This is a genomic window from Nostoc sp. 'Lobaria pulmonaria (5183) cyanobiont' (assembly GCF_002949795.1).
In the GTDB taxonomy this organism is placed as follows: Bacteria; Cyanobacteriota; Cyanobacteriia; order Cyanobacteriales; family Nostocaceae; genus Nostoc.
This window is the reverse complement of the sequence record NZ_CP026692.1, coordinates 5,846,032-5,862,029: the sequence shown is the minus strand read 5'-3', so window position 1 is coordinate 5,862,029 and position 15,998 is coordinate 5,846,032. Positions and strand designations below refer to the sequence as shown.

Annotated in this window: 16 protein-coding genes; 6 read left to right on the top strand and 10 right to left on the bottom strand. The window is 41.2% G+C overall.

Annotated features, from left to right (window positions below):
* Nucleotides 1-8 precede the first annotated feature (8 nt).
* The 4 genes from eboE to NLP_RS25920 all read right to left on the bottom strand — a co-directional run bounded on the left by eboE (nucleotide 9) and on the right by NLP_RS25920 (nucleotide 4,532).
* Entirely contained in the window at nucleotides 9-1,235 is a 1,227-nt protein-coding gene (gene eboE / locus NLP_RS25935) for a metabolite traffic protein EboE (RefSeq protein ID WP_104908836.1), read from the bottom strand.
* 348 nt (nucleotides 1,236-1,583) lie between these two features.
* Nucleotides 1,584-2,516 carry a UbiA-like protein EboC gene (gene eboC / locus NLP_RS25930; RefSeq protein WP_325034695.1) on the bottom strand — a complete coding sequence of 311 codons (933 nt, stop codon included), beginning with the start codon at nucleotides 2,514-2,516 and terminating at the stop codon, nucleotides 1,584-1,586.
* 127 nt (nucleotides 2,517-2,643) lie between these two features.
* Nucleotides 2,644-3,525 (bottom strand): TatD family hydrolase, encoded by an 882-nt coding sequence (locus tag NLP_RS25925; protein WP_234017070.1) that lies wholly within the window; start codon nucleotides 3,523-3,525, stop codon nucleotides 2,644-2,646.
* A gap of 125 nt (nucleotides 3,526-3,650) precedes the next feature.
* On the bottom strand, nucleotides 3,651-4,532 hold the full coding sequence (locus NLP_RS25920) for an EboA family metabolite traffic protein (protein WP_104908834.1): 882 nt from the start codon (nucleotides 4,530-4,532) through the stop codon (nucleotides 3,651-3,653).
* A gap of 475 nt (nucleotides 4,533-5,007) precedes the next feature.
* Here NLP_RS25920 and NLP_RS25915 point away from each other — a divergent pair, with 475 nt between their 5' ends.
* Nucleotides 5,008-6,210, top strand: a complete 1,203-nt coding sequence (locus tag NLP_RS25915; protein ID WP_104908833.1) for a 3-dehydroquinate synthase — start codon at nucleotides 5,008-5,010, stop codon at nucleotides 6,208-6,210.
* A 103-nt stretch (nucleotides 6,211-6,313) separates the two neighbouring features.
* Here NLP_RS25915 and NLP_RS25910 read toward each other — a convergent pair whose 3' ends face one another.
* The 3 genes from NLP_RS25910 to NLP_RS25900 all read right to left on the bottom strand — a co-directional run bounded on the left by NLP_RS25910 (nucleotide 6,314) and on the right by NLP_RS25900 (nucleotide 9,567).
* Nucleotides 6,314-7,510 carry an acyl-CoA dehydrogenase family protein gene (locus NLP_RS25910; RefSeq protein WP_104908832.1) on the bottom strand — a complete coding sequence of 399 codons (1,197 nt, stop codon included), beginning with the start codon at nucleotides 7,508-7,510 and terminating at the stop codon, nucleotides 6,314-6,316.
* A 753-nt stretch (nucleotides 7,511-8,263) separates the two neighbouring features.
* Nucleotides 8,264-8,713, bottom strand: a complete 450-nt coding sequence (locus tag NLP_RS35215; protein WP_234017069.1) for a hypothetical protein — start codon at nucleotides 8,711-8,713, stop codon at nucleotides 8,264-8,266.
* Between the two features lie 155 nt (nucleotides 8,714-8,868).
* Nucleotides 8,869-9,567: a YdcF family protein gene (locus NLP_RS25900; RefSeq protein WP_199784697.1), complete on the bottom strand. Its 699-nt coding sequence runs from the start codon at nucleotides 9,565-9,567 to the stop codon at nucleotides 8,869-8,871.
* A gap of 304 nt (nucleotides 9,568-9,871) precedes the next feature.
* Here NLP_RS25900 and ctpB point away from each other — a divergent pair, with 304 nt between their 5' ends.
* Together ctpB and NLP_RS25890 are read left to right on the top strand one after the other, a co-directional pair.
* Entirely contained in the window at nucleotides 9,872-11,212 is a 1,341-nt protein-coding gene (gene ctpB, locus NLP_RS25895; protein ID WP_104908831.1) for a carboxyl-terminal processing protease CtpB, read from the top strand.
* 137 nt (nucleotides 11,213-11,349) lie between these two features.
* Nucleotides 11,350-12,318: a glycosyltransferase gene (locus NLP_RS25890; RefSeq protein WP_104908830.1), complete on the top strand. Its 969-nt coding sequence runs from the start codon at nucleotides 11,350-11,352 to the stop codon at nucleotides 12,316-12,318.
* Here NLP_RS25890 and NLP_RS34385 read toward each other — a convergent pair.
* Complete coding sequence (locus NLP_RS34385) at nucleotides 12,248-12,598, bottom strand: calcium-binding protein (protein ID WP_199784696.1); 351 nt, start codon at nucleotides 12,596-12,598, stop codon at nucleotides 12,248-12,250. The genes NLP_RS25890 and NLP_RS34385 overlap by 71 nt on opposite strands.
* Nucleotides 12,540-12,872, bottom strand: coding sequence for a hypothetical protein (locus NLP_RS34380; protein ID WP_199784695.1), 333 nt, complete (start codon nucleotides 12,870-12,872; stop codon nucleotides 12,540-12,542). Before NLP_RS34380 ends, NLP_RS34385 begins: the two co-directional genes overlap by 59 nt.
* A 53-nt stretch (nucleotides 12,873-12,925) precedes the next feature.
* On the opposite strand from NLP_RS34380, the gene NLP_RS33620 reads away from it, so the two are divergent.
* Nucleotides 12,926-13,084 (top strand): hypothetical protein, encoded by a 159-nt coding sequence (locus tag NLP_RS33620; protein ID WP_158680535.1) that lies wholly within the window; start codon nucleotides 12,926-12,928, stop codon nucleotides 13,082-13,084.
* A gap of 115 nt (nucleotides 13,085-13,199) precedes the next feature.
* Nucleotides 13,200-13,895: a response regulator transcription factor gene (locus NLP_RS25880; protein ID WP_104908829.1), complete on the top strand. Its 696-nt coding sequence runs from the start codon at nucleotides 13,200-13,202 to the stop codon at nucleotides 13,893-13,895.
* A gap of 544 nt (nucleotides 13,896-14,439) precedes the next feature.
* Here the strand turns inward: NLP_RS25880 and NLP_RS25875 are convergent.
* The gene (locus tag NLP_RS25875) at nucleotides 14,440-14,724 is read right to left on the bottom strand and encodes an Npun_R1517 family heterocyst differentiation transcriptional regulator (protein WP_094350942.1); all 285 of its coding nucleotides are present in this window, start codon (nucleotides 14,722-14,724) and stop codon (nucleotides 14,440-14,442) included.
* Nucleotides 14,725-15,595: 871 nt separating this feature from the next.
* On the opposite strand from NLP_RS25875, the gene NLP_RS25870 reads away from it, so the two are divergent.
* Complete coding sequence (locus NLP_RS25870; RefSeq protein ID WP_104908828.1) at nucleotides 15,596-15,955, top strand: NAD(P)H-quinone oxidoreductase subunit M; 360 nt, start codon at nucleotides 15,596-15,598, stop codon at nucleotides 15,953-15,955.
* Nucleotides 15,956-15,998: the final 43 nt, after the last annotated feature.

The window sequence follows — 15,998 nt, the reverse complement described above, 5'->3', positions numbered from 1 at the left end:
GTCCCTTCTTAATTTGCAGTAAATTCTTTTAATACCCACTCATATTCACGCTGAATAGAAGTTAGCAAATCTATCTTCATTTCTGATGGCAATACATCCCAAGTGTAAGTCTCAATTTCTAAATGGGAGCAAGCATTATTTGTCTGAAGTAGATGCAAAACAGTAGCAATGTCATCTTGGGTAGATTGCAAAATTTGATAATCATGAATAAAAATTGGCACATGAAAGTGAGTGCGCCATTCTTCAGCGAGAGATTGCTCTAAATGTGGTAATGCAGTTATTAAATCAGGATAGTGATGGAGTGTAGCATCGCTACGACGTTCTATTACCTGATGAAGATAGGTAGATTCTGCAAAAGGACGTAAGCGTTCAACTATCAAACTACGCTTCTCAACCTCAGCAGGTATTTTTACTTTAATTGCAGCGCTGATTTGAATTTTCCCAATCTTAATTCCTGCCGATTGCAAACGCGTAAATACAGATTGTGGCTGCTCATATTCAACTGAAAAATGGCAGGTATCATAGCAAACACGAATGTGTTCTAGCAATTTAGTCTCTGCTAAATCCGGCTCGATATTTAATTTCTCTGATAAATAACTACCACCTATTGGCAATAACCAATTTTGATAAAAGTCAATTACTTCTGAGGTATTTTCAATTAAACCATCAGGCTCAGGTTCTAAATCAATATGAAGTATCTTGCCTGTTTCTTCGCTGATGCGAATCATTTCTACAACAACTGATGCTATATTCAAACAACTCTTTTTCAAAACTGTTTCGAAAGTTGCTTGGTCTTTTACCCACCAAGGTTTATAGGATAATGGTAATGTAGAAATTCCGCCATCAAGTCCTTCGGGTAACAGAGTAGCTAAAACTTTTGCTAAGTTTAATGTATAATTAACCCGTTCTTGTGTAGACCAATCTGGTGCATAAACTTGGTCTTTTACCACCTGTCGATGGAATCCGCCATAAGGGAATCCGTTTAAGGTGAAAACATATAAATCTTGTTGAGTCAGCCAAGCTTGAAATTCAGCTAAGTTATTACTTTCTAAAAGCTGTTTTGCGGCAACATCTGCTAATCTCAAGCCAATACCAAAAGGTTCTGTAGGCGATAAACGTGATTTTAGTTTGGGAATATAGTTTTCTAAATTGGTGAAAACCTCTAGCCAACTTTCACCAGGATGAATATTGCTGCAATAAGTTAAGTGAAAATTATTGTTGTTTGTAATTTTCATTTTCTCGCTCTATTCCTTGTATATGTAATCTGTTTTCTTTGGCTTAAGTTTCACAAAATACTTGCTACATATTCATGGGTAGGGGATCACATCTATGCATTGATGTCAACTTAAGCTGAAATATCCTGACTGCATGAGTTTTGTCCTCACCCCCAGCCCCTCTCCAAATTTTGGAGAGGGGAGCATAATTCTCCAGTTCCCCTTCTCCCAACATGGGAGAAGGGGTTAGGGGATGAGGGCAACTCTAGAACGCTTTCTCTTACCTAACTTTTAACGTGAGTTGACACCAATAACATTTATGCGCCCCTACAGCCGATTAATCGTATTACTGGATGTACACATTCAAATTTAAGTAACAGCAAATACTTTTGCTAACTTCATCGAAATTGGTAGTAAGATTAAAACGAATAAACCGTAATACAAACCAGCAAAACCTGATGCAACGGTTGCATCTAAGACTATCAGAGATAAAACACCTATTTTCACAGCATTTCGGATATTTTCGGCTATCGGTTCCCTTGCAGCTTTGATAAATTTAGGCAAGATTCGGATAGCTAATAAAATAGCGAATGGTAGGGCTGCGATCGCTGTATACTCTTTTAATAATCCTAAAGCTAAAACTGCTGTCAAAACTATTGCAATCAACAGTAGCGCGAGTACTCCCGTAATCTTTTTACCTCCGTGAACTTCACCCTGACTAATTGCGGTGATAGCAGCAATATAAAGAACAGGAATCAGCGCTAAATACCAACGTTCTCCGATGATTTCTGGTACAGCACTTACACCTAATAATAAGTTACTGCCACGGCACAAACCCATATTTAAAGGGCCGAAAAAAGGATGATGTTTAGCGAGTGAGTTATAGAGGAGGCATGAAAGAGTGATAAAAATAGCGATCGCAGCACTCAACAACGATACTTGAAAAGCAGCTACAATCCCGATCGCAAACAGTATACTTCCCAATAAAGTAGCATTTTGACGAGATACGCGACCACTGGGAATTGCTCTATTTGGTCGCTCTTTTGCATCTAATTCAGCATCGAAAACATCGTTAAAAACTATCCCGCCACCATATAGACCAGTTGTAGCTAATAACAACCAAGCGAATGGAATTAGTATGGCAAAAGTTGCTTCGCCATTAATTAATTTAGTAAAAATTATTCCAGAGCCAGAAGCAGCAAAACCAAGAAGAATATCCGCCCAAGCAGTAACAATATTAGCAGGACGCATCAATTCTAAATAACCCCGCCAGCCTTGAAAATTTAAGCTTGCAACATTCACTTATCTGCCTCCATGCCTAGTAATTTCTCAAAATAAACTGCATATTATAGATGAATCAGATATTTATGCAATTCCTTTTTCTCACTCCCCAGTACAGACGCGATTAATCGCGTCTCTCCCCAATTTTCTACTCAATCAACACATAATCTGAAACTGATTTGATTCCTGGTTCTTGTCCCCGCAGCACAGAATTACCACTGAACAATTGACGTTGATCGATAGATTGAGGATTGAGCCAGTCTGACGCTTTCATCTGCCCAGTTTGACTGTAAGCAGCTAGGGCATTTTCATAACAAACTGCTCGCACATGTTCTTCAGGAATACCCCTATCTAACATCAACTGAGCCGTTTTTGGGACTGCCAAAGGATCGCTAATACCCCAATCAGCACTACTATCTACAATGATGCGATCGCATCCATACTTACGGACAACTTCAACCATCCTGGCGTTACCCATCTTCGTCTGTGGGTAAATCGTGAAAGCCGCCCAAAAACCGCGTCCTAATACTTCTTCAACAGTTTCTTCGTTGTTGTGATCGATAACTACCTGTGAAGGATCTAAGCCATATTCAATACAGCGATCCATACTCCGACTAGCACCCACCTTCTTGTTACGGTGAGGAGTATGAATTAGTACCAAACTATCGAGTTCTTTGGCTAATTCTAACTGTTGACAAAAGTACTTATCTTCTGCTTCTGTCATATCGTCATAGCCAATTTCGCCAATGGCAACAACTCCCTCTTTACACGCGTAAAGTGGTAGCAGTTCCATAACTTCAGTTGCTAGCGCCTCATTATTAGCTTCTTTCGGATTTAGGCCGATTGTGCAATAGTGTTGGATGCCAAACTGACTAGCACGAAATCGTTCCCAGCCCACAAGACTACTGAAATAGTCTTTAAATGAGCCAGCGTTAGTTCGGGGTTGTCCTAACCAAAAGGCTGGTTCAATAACGGCAACAATTCCATATTCCCGCATTACTAAGTAATCGTAAGTAGTACGGGAACACATGTGAATGTGAGGATCGATGAACATCATGGTTTTAATGATTGGGGATTAGGGATTAGGGATTAGGGATTAGGGATTGGGGATTGGGGATTGGTTATTTTCCTTGTCCTCCTTATCCCTACTCCCTTTTATTTGTAAACAAAAAGGCGATCGCGGCTAAAACTGCTCCAAGTCAGATTACCTTGTTGAATGGATGACTGTAAATCTGGGTAATGAGAAAGTAATGCTTGCGCTTGGGGTAAAGAAGACTCAGCACAAGCTAAGGCTGCTGCTTCTTGTTCGTCTATAGTTCCATTAACCAGTACTTTTTCCAAATCTGTGATGATGGCGCTATCGGCAAACCGTCCTACAGGTCGCCAAAGTTCTGGCGTAACTGTGCGTTTAGCTGCCCAACGTTCATGAGCATAGTCTGCCAACATCCTCGCCAATTCAGGGTTAGCACGCCGATCTAGACCCCAAATTAGATGTAACGGACTGCCGACAAACACAGCCTTCAGCACCATCTGATTCCAAGCAGCATTATCTAAATAATTCGCTGGATAAGGGTTACGTAGTGCTATGGCTTGGAATACATTGCTCATATTGCTACGAATTCCCTCAGCAGTACGATGGCGATGTAACTCTGGGTGTGGTAATAACGGCAAACTTTGATAAAGCACAACCAACTCCCCCATATCGGCAGTGGAGAAGACTCGATCGAGCGATCGCACATAGCCCTGAGGATCATCGTGGGGCAATGCTAAAAGCAAGAGTGTGCGACCTGCCTGCTCTACACTCCAATGACCAGGATACCAACCGGGAATCACATCCTGTGCTGCTTCCAAATCCTGGAATGTTAACTGCAAATCCTGTTTACCTAGATAACGCGGCACAGCACTAAAAGCCGTAAAAAACACTCTCTCAGCAGCGCCGCTTGCAATCTGTGCCTGCTTTTGTGACAACCAAGTAAAAGCTTTTTCTGAAACAGACTTGAACAGCCAGTGATGCAGTAATTGGTTTACTTTACTCATGATAAATTCAGGATAAGTTGCCCAACTTTTTTGTGACAACCAAGTATAAAATATACCACTAAACTTGATTTTTTGGGTTTGAAGCAGTTAGATAATATAGTACTGAGATCATAACTTCACTGAATCTATAAAAATATCCTGACTTTAAAGAAGATACTGTAAAGATACCATTTTAATTAGATAAATCATAAAATTATCTTACGGAAAAAAATTAGAATTTTATCTAAGAACGATCTCCATTAGTAACCTCAGATATGAAATATAGGCAGCAATAAAAATTATACGTTAATGTTATTTTTAACTTTATCCGCTAGGCAAAGACACTTCAAAAGTATGATGAATTGAGTAAATAGATTTATCTAGTAATTCATTTCAAGTTTGAATTACTTAGTGAATTTATTCTGCCTATTTTTGGGACAATTTAAATTGCAGTAGTATATCTATTTACAGTTACTTAGAAAACAATAATATTCAAATGATTATTCAACAAAAAAGCGCTCTGAATCTGCAACCAATAAACCAATGCGTCCGTGTTACCTTCAATTATGATGTTCACTTCACTAGAGGTCTGTTTCAGTTAGATAATCCTTTACTCGCACAAGCGATCGCCGCAGATGGGGAGACAACCCCAAAACAAGTATTAGCGGTGGTAGATGGAGGATTTTTACAGTATCAAGATGGGCTGTTAAAAAAATTATCAGTCTATGCTCAATGTTATCAAGATGTACTAACACTGAGCCGTGAGCCGATAGTAGTTCCCGGTGGAGAAGCAGTCAAGAACGATTCTAGATTTATAGAGCAAATTCATCAGCAGATCAATACAGCTGGATTGTGCCGTCATTCCTACGTTTTAGCAATTGGAGGTGGAGCCGTCTTAGACATGGCAGGATACGCAGCAACAACGGCTCACCGAGGAATTAGGCTGCTACGAGTACCAACAACAGTATTAGGGCAAAATGATTCGGGTGTAGGAGTAAAAAACGGAATCAATGCCTTCGGTAAGAAAAACTTTTTGGGTACATTCATGCCACCTTATGCCGTCTTGAATGACTTTGATTTTCTTACTAGCCTCGACGATCGAGATTGGCGATCGGGTATTGCAGAAGCGGTAAAAGTAGCATTGATTAAAGATGCAGATTTCTTCGATTTCATTATGACTAATGCCGATAAATTGGCTAATCGAGACATGGACATAATGGAAAGGTTAATCTATCGTTGTTCTCAGTTGCACTTAGAGCATATTGCTGGTAGTGGCGATCCTTTTGAAATGGGTTCATCACGTCCTTTAGATTTTGGACACTGGGCTGCTCACAAACTAGAGCATTTAACTAATTACAGCCTACGTCATGGTGAAGCTGTTGCGATCGGCATTGCTTTAGATACAACCTATTCATATTTAACAGGGCAACTCTTGCAATCTGAGTGGCAAAAGGTTCTAACTACACTCAAGAAATTAGGTTTTACCTTGTATGTATCGGCATTAACAGAGCAATTAGATCGACTAGACCATCCGCATTGTCTATTTAGGGGACTTACCGAGTTCCGCGAACACTTGGGAGGAAAATTGACAATTACCCTTCTACAAGGAATCGGAGAGGGAATAGAAGTTAACCAGGCGGATTTATCTTTGTATAGAGATGCTATTTTGATGCTGCAAGATTGGGAACTTTTGCATTAATTCTCCTTTGGATGCAATCAACAGAAGCGATGTCTCCTAAAAAACCTCTGAGTATTGTCCTGGCACGCCCGCTATTGGAAGTAACTAGCTACCCCTCAATCTATTACAAAAAGTTCACGATCCCCAGACGCAAGATATCTCGCGTAAAGTCACAGGAATAACCGATAGTTGCATCAGCAAGAAACTTGCCAGCCAAGCACTCTTTTGTCACCCCATAGCCCCCAAGAATTTCAACGGCTGTTTGTGCGTTTTTGATTGCAACATCCACTGCAAAAGTCTTGGCGGCTGGTGCTTTGATTGTGGCGGCAAGTTGGGGAGAAGTTTCTGCTGTAACTGCTGCATCCCATACCACCAGTCGTGCAGCCTGGGTGTTAATCATCATATCCGCTAATTTTAAAGCCACTGCCTGATGTTCGATAATCGGACGACCCCAACTGACTCTTTGCTTGGCATAACTCAAAGCATACTCATAAGCAGCACGAGCCAAACCAACATAAGAAGCTGCCAGCCCAATAGCTACTTCTGGAAGCAACATTAGTAGTTTTCCAGCTTCTCCTTCTTGTCCAATCAGATTTTCCGCAGGGACTGGGACGTTATCCAGACTAATCTCAGCATGATGAGAGGCTTTCCAACCAATCATCTGTGTCTTTTTGCCAAACTTAATCCCAGGTGTATCTGTTGGAACGAAAAAGATAGACAAACTTTCGCGCAATGGTTTATCCATCGCTGTACGGGCAATAATGAAGTAGGCATCCGCAATTCCAGCATTTGTGACTAACGAGGATTTTGTCCCATTAAGGATGTATGTATTGCCCTCACGCGCTGCAAAGGTCTTCATCCCAATATTGGAGTCTGGGAGCGCGCAGAACATATCAGAGGTGGCGACATTAGGTTCACTCTCTGCGGCGCTGAACAGATGGGGTTTTCCGGAATTGACAAAAGATAGTATTCGTTTTTGTTGTTCTGTGGTTGCTGCCCTAGTGACAAACAGTGACATTGCTGCGGTGAGATTGAAATAACTACAAGCAATGCTGACATCCACAACGCCTATTTCTTCTAGGACTATAGCCAAATCTATACACTTTCGCCCCCCACCTCCTAACTTTTCTGGAAGCATCAAGGATGTAAATCCTAATTCAGATCCCTTATAGAACAAATTTTGGCAAAATTCCCAAGGTTCTATCTCTAGATTGTTAGACTCTTCGATTATACGAACAATAGGCTGAATTTCATTTTGGGCAAAGTCACGAGCTTGTATTTGCAATATCTGCTGTTCTTGAGTCAGGTTGAAGTCAATCATGTCTTATCCTTTTTTTCCCATATCGCCAATATCTAACTTTGTTTCAGGTATTACAAACTAAATTTTGTAACTGCCTTTGCCTAGATAATCTTTGTATATAAATAGAAAAACTATTAAGATAAAATAGTTTTAGAATCCACTTGGCTGTACTCACATTTATCTCCAATACCTGTGAAATATTGTCTGATATCAAATGAATGTTAAGATTAGTGCGATAATTGCCAGTAAAAGGATATATGGTCTGTGCTGTTACTATCACTGCATCTAAGCAAATATTAATTGAAGTAAAAACTAGTTGAACCAGCCATATCTTGAATGAACACAGTACCATTTAAAACCTCAACTTTCTAAAAATGTTGAGTTTTATAAAATCTTAAACCTCAATTTTATTAAAGATATTATTCCAAAAGTTACTTAATTGGTTGTGTATATATAATTTATTTTCTATAAGAGACAATTCAAATGTTGTGGAAATAAAAAGTTAACTGAATATCTTCTACAGTTTTAAAATCTACAGCATGTAAACTGCGATCGCAATGAATAATCCTTTGATTAACTTGTCAATTTTTTATCAGTACTGAATAATTTGCCTATACTGACCAAACCTTTGATGCCGTAAGGCGTTAAGCATAATATTTTAATCTGTAACCCCGTATTCTTTCTCTATCACACTCAACAGCCTTTCCTCAAACCCAGTCAAATATGGGCGTTTCAACTCTCCCAAACACTTCAAAACTGTCTAGAATGGTTCTTCTAGCCACCGTCCCGTAGTCTGTTAATGCGTAGGCGTAGCCCGCCGCAGGCATCGCTAATCTGCTGCATCTGGTGACATTCTGACTCCAAGTAGTTCAGTGGCTTTAGGTGGTCGATTCTCACAGTGTACTCTCCATCCCATACCAAAACAGTACAACTGAACTCACCCACATGATTGACGATGCACCAGCACCCACCCTTACCTCGGAGATCGGGATTATCCTTGGCTATGATTTGGCAGACTTCCTCGACACAGTAAAGATTTGGTGCTTTTGTCCGTTCCATGATCCTTCGTACTACATCACTTACAAATCTAGCAGATGGTACTTTATCTCCGGCTTCTTCTACTGTCGTCTGCCATACTTCCCATTGCTGTTGAGGTTCCAGCTTTGTTATCGATCTAACTTGGCGTTCACTCGTAGGCAAAATTTGCGATCGCTTAGGACACATTTCCTCATTTTCTGTTTGTGTCCCACTAACACGTTTTCAATGATTAACCTCGTGTAGGGAAACCAGAGAGCAATGGAACATCTTACTAGCGAGGTCGATTCTCTCGCCCATTATAGATGCGTAAGATTAAACCCTCTACAGCAGGAAATTATTAGTTATCTCGTCAACCCTCCTTGGTGTTCGCAATGAAAACCTCGATGCTCCCAAGCTTGCATATCTACTTCGGTAAGTTTTGTAACATTTGAGCATTGCGGTTGAATAATTTGACTTAAAATCGCCCAAAATAAGCTGCGTGTTACATCTAATCCAGTTTTAGTCCAAGATTCATGATTACCAGGAATACCCAATTCTTGAACAATCTCTGGCTCTACCCAAATACCATGAGCACCTAAAAGAATCTGTGCCATCCATTTAGCTCTGGGTAAATGACTTGTCGAGGTAATCAACATGACTTTATGCACTCCCCAACGGCGCAAAATTGGAATACTATAATAAAAATTTTCAAAGGTAGAATTTGCGCAGTTTTCTAACCAAACGTTTTGTAACTCTGCTAATTCCGCCTGAAAAATTAACCGTATACAGGGATCTGGGGAACCATGAGAAATTAAAATTGGGGTTTGTGGGTGTTGTTTTGCTTGTTGGGCAACATAAGTTTCTCGATTAATACTGCCACCTAGCACAAAAAAGGCACCTATTGGCTGTGAAGAAGCAAAAAGTAAGGTTATAGTAGTAAAAATCAGCCAAACACCCAGGACAACGTACAATCCACCACTGAGTTTTTGTAACAATTGCCACAGATTAACAGATTTTTTTTTAATAGAAATTAATGATTTGATGGGAAATTTGCGTTTCATGACTTAAGTAAGAAAAGCTGATTTTACTGCTGTCTAACAATACTGCAATTCAGTGAGCAAAGTGCTATCTTATAAAAGTAATCTAGAATGCAAACATGACGCTAATTAAAGTGTCACACGCTCAGTATAGCCTTCCGGAGAAGACTAACAAACTGAGAAATGATTGTTAATAACTAATACGGCATTTTTGGCATCATTAAAATGATGAACGAACATAGTTGATTCTGGGGTATAAAAACTTAAAATTTTCTGGAAAGCCTGATTGCTAAACTGTCAACAACACAATTATTCCAGCTAAGTATACATGAACCAATCTGCGAAAAGTTACTCACCGCTCCAAGTAGCCTTGATTGGTGGAGCGATCGCCACAACTGCTACCATGTCCGTGTTCGGCCCCGCTTGGACTCGTGGTGTCCGTGCTGCTCTAGCCCTACAAGACAGCCCAAAAGTGATAGTTGACCAAGTTTGGCAACTGGTAAATCATGAATATGTTGATGGTAAATTTAATCAACAAGATTGGCAAGCAACCAGGCAAAGCCTGTTGAGCAAAGACTACTCTTCTCGCGAAGAAGCATACACTGCCATCCGCGAAGCTTTACAAAAGTTGGGAGATCCTTACACTCGGTTCATGGACCCCCAACAATTTGAAGCTCTGACTAGCCAAACATCTGGGGAAGTCTCTGGTATTGGCGTTCGGATGGAAGTGAACGAAAAAACTCAGCGGCTCACGGTTGTCGAAGCCATAGAAAATTCTCCGGCGCTGAAAGCTGGGATCAAAGCAGGCGATGAAATTTTGGCAATTGACGGCAAATCCACTCTCAAAATGAAAGTGGATGATGCTTCTAAGCTAATCCGTGGCAAAGCGGGTACTCCCATCAAGATACGGGTGGGACGCGCAGGCCAAAATGCTTTTGATTTGAAGCTGACAAGGGCAAGTATTGAAGTCCCAACAGTACGCTATACCCTCAGACAAGAAGGGAACCGCCGCGTTGGCTATATCCGTTTGCGAGAATTTAGCGCCCACGCCGCAGACCAAATGCAACGAGCCATCCGCGATTTGAACACAAAGAAAGTTGATTCTTATGTCTTAGATTTGCGGGGAAATCCTGGCGGTTTGTTGCAGGCGAGCATTGAAATTGCTCGGATGTGGTATGATAACGGCGGAATTGTCAAGACAATAGACCGTGTGGGCAGCAGTGAGGAAACTAAAGCCAATCGTACTGCTTTGACAAATCGTCCTTTGGCGGTCTTAGTGGATGGTAATTCAGCTAGTGCTAGTGAAATCCTTACAGGGGCGCTCAAGGATAATAAGCGGGCGGTAGTTGTAGGTGGTCAAACCTTTGGCAAAGCCTTAGTCCAGTCAGTTCATGAACTCGCAGATGGTTCCGGCTTGGCTGTCACAATTGCCCATTACTACACCCCGGCGGGAACGGATATTAACCACAAAGGAATTACACCAGATATCAAGCTAGACTTGACAGAGGCACAAGAGCGTCAATTGGCTTCTAATCCAAATTTAATCGGAACTAAGAGCGATCCCCAATATGCTCGAGCGATCGCAATTCTATCAAATAACAACTTTGCCCAGCCGCCAGCAAATCAACCGACTCGACCGATGAGCCGCGCTGGTGACTTGAAATTTTAGGTGAGTTATTTGTTAACAGGTATTCACATATTCCCAAATCCAGATTTTTGGAGTTATAGAAACTGCTTGATATTACCGTTCCAAGATTTTGATTTGGGAATACTAGCTAGTAATCCCATCTCCAAAATCTCAGATTTATGAATCATCAGCCAGTTGATGCAACCACCGCCACCAGCTTTTTACCAATGGTGTCGGTGGTTGTTCCTATTTATAACGGTGAGGCAGATTTACCAGAGTTAATCAATTGTCTGTTGTCTCAAACTTACCCAAAAGACCGCGTAGAATACTTGTTGGTAGACAATAATAGTAGCGATCGCACTCTCACTATCCTGAAAACATCTGCCGAAAATTGCCCAATTACAATTCGCCCCTTGAGCGAAACCCAAATTCAAAGCTCTTACGCTGCTCGTAATACCGGGATTCGCGCCGCTACGGGTGAAATTATCGTTTTTACCGATGCGGATTGTCGCCCACAACCGCAATGGTTAAACGCACTAAATCAGCCTTTTGTCAACAAAGAGGTGGTAATTGTTGCTGGTGAAATTTTGGCACTACCAGGTACAACTCTGCTAGAACAACACGCAGACCGTCAAGAAACTTTATCGCAAAAGCATACGCTTAAACATTCCTTTCGTCCTTATGGTCAAACAGCTAATTTAGCGATTCGACGCATTGCCTTAGAAAAAGTGGGTTTATTTCGTCCCTATCTGACTACTGGTGGCGATGCCGATATTTGTTGGCGGATTTTGGGGGAAAACATCGGGCGTTTGGAATTTGCCCCAAATGCGATCGTTCAACACCGCCACCGCGCTACACTTCAAGAGCTGCAAAGTCAATGGCGGCGTTATGGATGCTCAAATAGCTATCTGCACGAACTGCACGGTGTAGATTTAATGCGAGAGATGACACCCAAAGAATACGGCTATCGTTTGGCACGTTGGTTATTGAAGGAAGTACCAAGAGATATTAAAAAGGCGATTGCTGGTCAAGCCACCCTTGTAGATTTATTAAATACTCCCATTGGTTTGTTCACAGCTAGGGCGCGTACTGCTGGACAAAGAGACGCCAAGCTACCAGAGAATGCCAAGATAATTGCTCGATTGTAACTAAGAAATTGGCATCTCCAGCCCAACCAGTACCCGTTGTGAGACTCACAGATACTGCGATCGCAGAGGTGAAATAAGAAGCTGTATCATTGCCTTTTCCACCATTGAGGCGATCGGCATCTGTACTCCCAACTAGGAAATCGTTACCGTTTTCACCCAAGAGAGTGTCTTTACCACCTTCGCCAAAAATGATCTCATTGCCATTTCTGGCTTTAACAATGTCATTGCCATCTCCAGCGTGAATTAATATTGGCTTTGGCACCGCCGATAATTTCATCATTGAAAGCAGAACCGATGACGTTTTCAACGTTAAAGATTTGGTAAGTACCGCCAAAGCCGTCCTTAGCGTAGTTTTGCTCTAAGTTGACTATGATTCGGCTAGGATCGCCGCGATAACTAACGGTATCACTGCGATCGCCTCCGTCAAGGGAGTCATTGGCTGCTTCTTTCCGCAGTAGGTCGTTGCCAGCTTCACCTAACAGCTTATCATTGTCAGCACCGCCGTATATGGTGGTATGGGCAAAACCGCACTCTCTGTGAAGTTGGCAGAACAATTACAGGGAGAATTTCAGTATGTCATCTGGCGATCGCTCGTTTCGATCAAACCGTGAAACTCTGGGATGTATCTACTGGAGTCTGGGGATGTTTGATGACATTGGTGGGACATACAGGACTCGTAACATGGGATTTTAGTACAGGGGAATGTCGGCAAACTTTACGGACAGACCGTCCGAAGGCGCGATCGTTACAGAGGTTAAAGGGTTGACGGAGGCAAAGATGTCAACTTTAAAAGCTTTGGGGGCGGTAGAGGTGAATTTAAGTTGCTCAATGCCTACCAACTTTCGCTAAATTGGAAAAAGCAAAACTCAAGGGAATTTTAAATGTCAGCACAATTGTTACTGGTGGATGATGAACCAGGGATACGGGAAGCCGTGAAAGACTATTTGCAAGAGAGCGGTTTCAGCGTTCAAGTCGCCAGTAACGCCCTAGAAGGTTGGGAATGGATGCAGCTGAATACACCTGACTTAGTGATTTCCGATGTGATGATGCCTCAAGTGGATGGCTATCAGTTCCTGAAGCAACTACGGGAAGACCCCCGTTTCCAAGCACTCCCGGTAGTATTTTTAACTGCTAAGGGTATGACAGGCGATCGCATTCAAGGCTATCACGCTGGTGTTGATGCCTATCTACCCAAACCTTTTGATCCAGACGAGTTAGTGGCTATAGTCGAAAATTTGCTAGCCCGTCGCGCCGCTAAGGCTGCGAGTACGGGAGATGATACTGAAACCCCCGATCTTGCTGAACTAGCCAATCAGATTGCCCAAATTAAAGCATTGTTAACTCAAAAAAATGCTATTTCCCAATCGCCAGCCCCTTTTAAAATTGATTTGACACCGAGAGAACAAAGTGTTTTAAATTTGGTTGCTGAAGGGTTGATGAACAAAGAAATCGCCCGTCGTTTAGAAACCAGCGTCCGCAATGTCGAAAAATACGTCAGCCGTTTGTTTAGTAAAACCGGTACCAACAGCCGTACAGAGTTAGTTCGTTTTGCTCTGGAACATGGTCTTGCTAAATAGGCATTATTGGGCATTGGGCATTGATTAGTAGTTATTCTCCATCTCCCCTGCTCCCCTGCTCCCTTATCCCCTAGTCCTGGGTAATCGGTAATAGGTAACTGGCTGCTAAACCATGACCTATTACCAGTAATAGATAAAACATAAGTATTTCAGCAAATCAGGCACTTAGCTTAAGCAAAAAGCTAAAAGAAAGGTTATTTATTTTTACTTTGGTCTTTTAGGTTTTCATTTTATTTGCGCCTGTTGTCCAATTCCCCATCTGTAAAGACACAGAGTTTTATTATTCTGCAATGTTTTGATAAAAACTCGGTAAAATGCACCCGGCTGAATTTGCTTTCAGATTCTACCAGTACCCTTTGCTACAAAGTTTTTAATAGCGGAAACTGTTCCTGGGACTTTGTGCTGCTAAATAAGACTTTCACAAAGTAGAAATCAAAATATTTTATGAAATCTACTGACTGCTTAGTTTTTATGGCAATGGGGGTATGGGATCAACATTTGATTTGATGCCCAATTCACGTTTTTCACTACTTAAATTACACCTTTAAGTTGGAGAATTTTCCGCGACATTACGCAAGCGCATTAGCTGACGCCGCATTTGAGGCGAGGCTTTAAACTCAGACACTTCTTGGGCTTTAACGGACGCTTGTAGCGTCTCTAGAAAGTCATCAGAACCTTCGGTTAAAGCATCAAGTAGCACCTGTAATAGTTGCTCGCGATCGCTCAATAGACTCTTTTCCTCAATCAACCGGAATTTGAGATGTATTTCACACTCATAAACACCTACTTCGAGATTATTTATCTGGCGTGGTAATGCTTTGGAGTTCATAGCTTATTGAGATTCCTTTACTTGGTTGTGTATGAGGGTAAGGAGGTAGATGTCCAGCAAAAATTCTTTATATCCTTTTTGAATCCAAAGTGCTTGAATTAAGAATTTTTCTTCATCAATCACCTTTGTATTCTATTTCACTCTCCTGTGGTGTATTTTCAAGCTAGATTTTCAGTGTCTAGATTTTGACGTTTCTGTGCCAGATGTAGCTTATGGTAAGCCATAACTATTATTCAGTTTTTAAGATTCTACACAATAAAGTTTCTGTAAGAAGTTGTTCAACCTTTTTAAAGGTTTTTACATCAACTTTATGTGAACGTCAATAACAGTTTGACTTGTTACTCTAATTTTAGTGTTTCTACGTAAGTAAAACCGCTTACTTTTTTTGAGTTTGTTAAAGCCAGCGGTCGATCTAGCGCTATTGCGTGAAATTACTTGATGTACGTTTTTTGCAATAGGAAATTCAGGATAAATTGATGAGCATAATTATTAATGTCAAAACTTTTGTTCTTCAGAAAAAAATGTACACAGAACAAATTATTCCTCCCAAGTGCCTATCCATACTGTATTCTGGGCTGAGTCGAGTAGAAAAATCTTAGCAGTAAGTCAGATTAGTACACCAAATGAAAATACTCAACCCATTAATTTTTACAGAAAAATAATTCGACTACTGTCAGTACTAGCAGTTAAATATATCTTCAACTCATAACAGAAGTAGCAAACTCATCAGTAAAGGTGATATTTTTACTTATGCCCATTCAATATACCCTTTTGAAACTGCATTCAAAGCTTTGAAATTGAGAGCATTCAAGCTTGGATATTAACGTCTACAATAATTTCAGTGTAATCCACGCAAATCTTACACCTTTTTATGGATAACCCGATGCTGCTCAAGTCCACAACCCGGCATATCCGCATTTTTGCAGGTGAAATTGACCGGGATGGCGATTTAGTTCCTAGTCAACAAGTCTTAACCTTAGATGTTGACCCAGATAACGAATTTAATTGGAATGAAGATGCACTGCAAAAAATTTATCGAAAATTTGATGAACTAGTAGAAGCATCTAGTGGCGAAGACCTCACAGACTATAACTTGCGCCGTGTAGGGTCAGACTTAGAGCATTATCTGCGATCGCTTCTGCAACTCGGCGAAGTCAGCTACAATCTTTCTGCCCGTGTTACTAACTACAGCTTGGGAGTCCCTCAAGTTGCCATTGACGACAAACAATAAGCCAATGAGTTGCTAGCGGGCTGGCTGAACCCTTGTGTACGAA

Coding starts and splice junctions, on each gene's coding strand:
- NLP_RS25880 (WP_104908829.1), top strand. CDS start 13,200: ATGTCAGCACAATTGTTACTGGTGGATGATGAACCAGGGATACGGGAA.
- NLP_RS34385 (WP_199784696.1), bottom strand. CDS start 12,598: ATGATGAAATTATCGGCGGTGCCAAAGCCAATATTAATTCACGCTGGA.
- NLP_RS25875 (WP_094350942.1), bottom strand. CDS start 14,724: ATGAACTCCAAAGCATTACCACGCCAGATAAATAATCTCGAAGTAGGT.
- NLP_RS25910 (WP_104908832.1), bottom strand. CDS start 7,510: ATGATTGACTTCAACCTGACTCAAGAACAGCAGATATTGCAAATACAA.
- eboE (WP_104908836.1), bottom strand. CDS start 1,235: ATGAAAATTACAAACAACAATAATTTTCACTTAACTTATTGCAGCAAT.
- NLP_RS25890 (WP_104908830.1), top strand. CDS start 11,350: ATGAATCATCAGCCAGTTGATGCAACCACCGCCACCAGCTTTTTACCA.
- ctpB (WP_104908831.1), top strand. CDS start 9,872: ATGAACCAATCTGCGAAAAGTTACTCACCGCTCCAAGTAGCCTTGATT.
- NLP_RS25870 (WP_104908828.1), top strand. CDS start 15,596: ATGGATAACCCGATGCTGCTCAAGTCCACAACCCGGCATATCCGCATT.
- NLP_RS35215 (WP_234017069.1), bottom strand. CDS start 8,713: ATGTGTCCTAAGCGATCGCAAATTTTGCCTACGAGTGAACGCCAAGTT.
- NLP_RS25925 (WP_234017070.1), bottom strand. CDS start 3,525: ATGTGTTCCCGTACTACTTACGATTACTTAGTAATGCGGGAATATGGA.
- NLP_RS25900 (WP_199784697.1), bottom strand. CDS start 9,567: ATGAAACGCAAATTTCCCATCAAATCATTAATTTCTATTAAAAAAAAA.
- NLP_RS25915 (WP_104908833.1), top strand. CDS start 5,008: ATGATTATTCAACAAAAAAGCGCTCTGAATCTGCAACCAATAAACCAA.
- NLP_RS25920 (WP_104908834.1), bottom strand. CDS start 4,532: ATGAGTAAAGTAAACCAATTACTGCATCACTGGCTGTTCAAGTCTGTT.